Origin of the sequence: Azospirillum griseum (assembly GCF_003966125.1) — a bacterium.
In the GTDB taxonomy this organism is placed as follows: domain Bacteria; phylum Pseudomonadota; class Alphaproteobacteria; order Azospirillales; family Azospirillaceae; genus Azospirillum; species Azospirillum griseum.
The window spans coordinates 1-4,871 of sequence record NZ_RXMA01000066.1 but is presented as its reverse complement, the minus strand read 5'-3'; the positions used below and the strand labels follow the sequence as shown (position 1 = coordinate 4,871).

The following is a 4,871-nucleotide window of genomic DNA, read 5'->3' as shown; positions in this document are numbered from 1 at the left end:
GAACAACGCTATCATGACGCCGTGAGCAATCAGCAAATGGCGGCGTGACTCACGAACTTTTGCCGCCGACAATCCCGGCGCGGTTCACTTACAGAAGATCTTGAAAATGATCAAGAAACGCTACTGCTTCGCACAGAGCGCCCGACGACTCCATCCCGTTCTCCCGCATCAAACTTGAGGGCTGCGATAGACTCAGAGTTTTTCCGCCGTGTCACGCTCCGCTTCACCCGATTGCCCTGCAGAGGGTAGCCTTGCTGCTTGCACGGTTCTGGAAATCTGTCGATAGTCCTGCCAATGAGTCGTCGCGGTCGGCTGGAAGCTTCAGACGATAGTGTACAAGTGATGGAGGCGTCGTGCGTGTTTTGCTGACCGGCCATCTCGGCTATGTCGGTCCGATGGTGTCACAGGCCTTGATGATGGCAGGTCACGACGTTACGGGACTGGACAGCGGGTTCTTCTTCGAACCGGATGGCCAATGCCTGGCCGCTGCGGACCGGGTTGGCCGGTTTCCCGTTTCCGACGTGCGAGATGTGACGGCGGAATCCCTGAAAGGTATCGAGGCGATTGTCCATTTGGCCGGACTGTCGAACGACCCCATGGGTGAACTCGATCCGGCCCTGACGCTGGCAATCAATCAAACGGCGACGCTCGATCTGGCCCGATGTGCCCGGGCGGCTGGGGTGGAGCGCTTCGTCTTCGCCTCTTCCTGCAGCCTCTACGGGGCCGCAGGGGACACAGCCCTGATGATCGACGAGGAAGCCCCGTTGCATCCGGTCTCGGCCTATGCGGTTTCCAAGGCGGAGTGCGAGCGGGAACTCGCAGCACTGGCCAGCTTGGATTTTGCACCCGTCTTCCTGCGTTTCGCGACGGCCTTCGGCGTCAGCCCACGGATGCGTTTTGATCTCGTCCTGAACAATCTGGTCGCCTGGGCCCGCACGACGGGTGAAATCAGGGTTCTGTCCGATGGCTCGCCCTGGCGGCCGCTGGTTCATGTGTCCGACATGGCCCATGCCATTCTGTGCGTACTGAACACACCGGCGGACATCGTCCGGGCGCGCGCATTCAACATCGGGCGCGATGACAATAACCTGACCGTTGCCCGGATTGCTGAAATCGTCGCTGCGCAAATCCCCGGCAGCCGGATTGTCATTACCGGCGAGACCGGCGGCGACCCTCGATCCTATCGGGTCAGTTTCGCACGAGCCCGCCGTGATCTTGTGGGGTTTGCCCCTCGCTGGACGGTTGCCGACGGTGCGGCGGAGATCGACCGCTGGATTGTCGACCAAGGGTTGGCACTGAACGACGTGATGTCGCCCCGGTTTGTCAGGCTTGCTCAACTCAAGCAGCATCTGGCTTGCGGCCGTCTCGACAGCGCACTTCGTCCCGTCAGAATTTAACTTCGCCGAGGATATTCATGGCTCCCCAAACGCCTTTCATTCCTTGGCCGACCCGCGTCGTCGTGGACTTCGAGAATTCAACGGTGGTTGTGCATACGCCAGATGGCGAGCAACGCCTGCCCATGTCCACGGCCGAGGCGTTCGATGCAGTCGCCGACGCCTATCTGCGGTGTGGCTGGGATACGAAGTATGTTTACAGTTTCACCTGGATGGGTCGGCCGGTCATTCAACTGCCCGACGATCTGTTGCGGCTGCAGGAAGTGATCTATGCCGTCCAACCGGATGTGATTGTCGAAACCGGCGTGGCGCACGGCGGATCCCTGGTATTTTATGCCAGCCTCTGCCAAGCAATCGGCCGAGGCCGTGTCATTGGCGTCGATATTGAGATCAGGCCTCACAACCGTGCGGCCATCGAGGCTCATGAGATGTTTCCGTTGATCACGCTTGTCGAAGGCAGCTCGGTTTCGCCAGACACCGTCGACGCCGTCCGTTCGCAGATCTCGCCCGGTGAGCGTGTGCTTGTCTTCCTCGACAGCAATCATACGCATGACCATGTGCTGGCCGAACTGAACGCCTATGGGCCTCTGGTCACCGTGGGATCCTACATCGTCGCTATGGACGGGATCATGCGCCATCTGCCGGGGGCTCCCCGATCGAAGCCGGACTGGGCGGAGAACAATCCGGCGGCCGCGGCCGCGCTGTTCGCGTCGACCCACCCCGAGTTCATCCTTGTCGAGCCCCCGCTCCCGTTCAATGAAGGCATGGTGACCCGCCGGGTCACCTATAGCCCCGCTGCTTTCCTGCAACGCCTGCGGTGAACACGCCGTACGGCACCGCGATCAGACGCCCCGTTGGCCAAGAAAGAAGAAATGGTTGGGGTTCTGACCGTAGGCTTGGACACCAACGCGGTCGAACAGGGCGATCGCTTCGGCCAGACGGGCGACGGTCGCAGGTTCGCCGCGGATGCCACCGAGCAGACGGTAGATGTAGGAGTATCCCGGAAAGTAGCTGATCTCGGTGAAGCGATGCCGCAATGCCGTCAGGATGCGCGCACCGTCGGCGGAAAGATCGTTCGGTGACTGTCCCTCCGGCTCGGAGCGATCGCGCTCCATGACGTATTCGGTCCGGATCTCCTTTACGAACTCCTGCAGGGTCGCTTCGCTCTCGAGCCGGCCGTCGATTTCCGACGGATCGTACCAGTGCCCGGTCAATGCCAAGATCGTCCGCACCAGGGCGACGGTAGCCGCATCCCGTTCGGTGAAGCGGTCGTGACACGGCTCCCAGGTCAGCAGCCATCCGCCGGGTCGGACCAGTGTACGGGCATGGGCGACTGCGTCCTCGACATTGGGCATGTGATGCAGCGAAACGGAAAACAGCACCACATCCCAGCAGCCGGAAACGGCGTGGAACGGCTGTACCTCGTAGCTCAGCGAACCGAAGCCTTCGGTGAACGGATTGTCCGCGAGTGTCCTGCGAGCCAGTGCAATATTCTCTTCAGAGATATCGATGGCGGTCACATGATGCCCGTGGCGGGCAAGCTCCAGGGAAACGTACCCTGAGCCGCATCCCACATCGAGGATGCGCAGTCCCTCGCCACAATGGGAGCGCAGGAGGGACAGGTAGTGCTCGACGCTCCAACCGACGAACAGCTTGATGAACTGCGGATCGCGCCAGAAGCTCTTGTAAAAATAGTCGCACGTTACGGCGCGACGCAGATCTGGAATGAAACCGGCTTCCGCCCGTTCACGGATGCGCTGGTCGAATGCCGCCGCTTCCGCAGCCAGATCGGAAACAAGAGAAGGATCGGGAATCGACATGGTGGGGCCTGTGGTGGTTCCGGCGGTGAATCCGTTTGCGGCGGAGTGTCCGCCGGATAAATCAGGCGACCGCACGCTTCGCCCGCAACAACTTACGCCGCTGCTCAGCGATTTTCATGGTGTTGTCGTCCTGCTGTCCGCTGTGTACCACAACATCGTACCGTGCGTTCAGGTAGTCGATGGAGTCACGCCGGATCCGCTGCAACTCATCCACGCTGAAGGCCTGATCGTGATACTTCCAGGCCGGGAGATCCGATGACAGCTCGATCGTGTACAGAGCGATTTCATCGAAGTGCTGTCCGGCGAAATCCAGAGATGCCCGGCGTTCCTCTTCGGTTTCCGTGGGCCAGCCGACGATCACATCGGTGCGCAGGATCGTGCGCGTATTCACCTCTCGTACAGCACGCATGAACGGTCCCACCACATCGGAATGCTCTCGCCGGTTCATCATTTTCATCAAACGGGGGGACACGGATTGAATCGGCGTTTGAATATCGGATACCCGTTTGTTCTGGAACAGGGACAAGAGACGGTCGCGGTAACGGTAAATTCCCGTCGGGTTGAACTGGGCAACATGAACTTCATAGGAATTGTCCAGATCCAGAACGGCCTGTAGCAGTTCCGGGTAGCTCGACCCCAGTTCGACGCCGTAGAGTGCTGTTTCCATCCCCATAAGGTTTACGATCCGCACGCCCTCCGTCACACATTGGCGGATCTGGTCCAGGATTTCATCAACGGGACGGCTGCGCCGTGCCCCCAGTCCCGGCTTGTGGGTACAGAACGTACAGCTGAACGCGCAACCTTCCGAGATATTGATAAAGCGTTTCAAAAGATTGTAGTCGCGGTAGTCTTCTTTTCTCCGGAATACGGATTGAGCGGGAATGTCCTTCAGGCTGATCCGGAAATCGGGAAACAGTGCCTCGATCTCTTCAAAGGACAACGCATCTCGGCTTTTGGTGCGCACCGTCGGGCCTGACCATATCTTCGCTACCTTCTCCGGATGGGCATCGTTCACGCATCCCATAACGATCATCCGGTCGGCGTGGGTCTCCGAATAGGTCCTTATTCGATTGTATGAAATGTTTTCAAGCAGTGACCAACCATTGCAGGTCATGCACAAAAGGCGATCCGCACCCTCGGCGGCATCAATGATAGAGCAGCCGTTCGCCTCCAGCCACCGCTGCACCCGGGCAAGGTTCAGCTTCTGCGTTGTGCACATGTCGTCTTCGGTGATGAAAATCTTCATCGAACATTCAACATCCCAGAAATGGTCCTTAACCCTGCCACGGTCGGCTTCCGTCAGCAAGATCCTTCGGAAATCATTATTCTCCATAGAGTCTGATTCAAAAATATTTTTAACTGTATCAATGTCTTGCGATACGGCGAACGAAGAGTTGAACGTATGCGATGAAGCACCATGCGGTAGCGGAAGCGATGGTCTGTTCGAAGTCCTTTGCGAGCCGTCGGTTACGGTTAAGCCATGCCAGGGTACGCTCCACGACCCAGCGCCGCGGCAAGGCTGAGGTGATGTGGTGGACGGCCCTTCCACCTTCTGGGATCGGTGGCAAGTGAACCGCGCCGGGATTGTCGGCGGCTCCAACTCCTGAGAAGGTGGAGCGACGATGAGCAAGACAACGAACAAATTTTCAGCTGAGGT

General features: G+C 58.9%; 4 protein-coding genes and 1 pseudogene. 2 read left to right on the top strand and 3 right to left on the bottom strand.

Annotation, left to right across the window (positions count from 1 at the left end; all coding sequences use genetic code 11):
- The first annotated feature begins 353 nt into the window (after positions 1-353).
- Together EJ903_RS25895 and EJ903_RS25890 are read left to right on the top strand one after the other, a co-directional pair.
- Complete coding sequence (locus EJ903_RS25895) at positions 354-1,397, top strand: NAD-dependent epimerase/dehydratase family protein (RefSeq protein WP_126620757.1); 1,044 nt, start codon at positions 354-356, stop codon at positions 1,395-1,397.
- Positions 1,398-1,414: 17 nt separating this feature from the next.
- Positions 1,415-2,215: a cephalosporin hydroxylase family protein gene (locus EJ903_RS25890; protein WP_126620756.1), complete on the top strand. Its 801-nt coding sequence runs from the start codon at positions 1,415-1,417 to the stop codon at positions 2,213-2,215.
- A gap of 21 nt (positions 2,216-2,236) precedes the next feature.
- Here the strand turns inward: EJ903_RS25890 and EJ903_RS25885 are convergent, their stop codons facing one another.
- The 3 genes and pseudogenes from EJ903_RS25885 to EJ903_RS25875 all read right to left on the bottom strand — a co-directional run.
- The gene (locus tag EJ903_RS25885) at positions 2,237-3,214 is read right to left on the bottom strand and encodes a class I SAM-dependent methyltransferase (protein WP_126620755.1); all 978 of its coding nucleotides are present in this window, start codon (positions 3,212-3,214) and stop codon (positions 2,237-2,239) included.
- Positions 3,215-3,275: 61 nt separating this feature from the next.
- Positions 3,276-4,238, bottom strand: coding sequence for a radical SAM protein (locus EJ903_RS25880; protein WP_342772199.1), 963 nt, complete (start codon positions 4,236-4,238; stop codon positions 3,276-3,278).
- 340 nt (positions 4,239-4,578) lie between these two features.
- A pseudogene (locus tag EJ903_RS25875) lies at positions 4,579-4,731 on the bottom strand (IS5/IS1182 family transposase); the annotation flags it as partial.
- Positions 4,732-4,871: the final 140 nt, after the last annotated feature.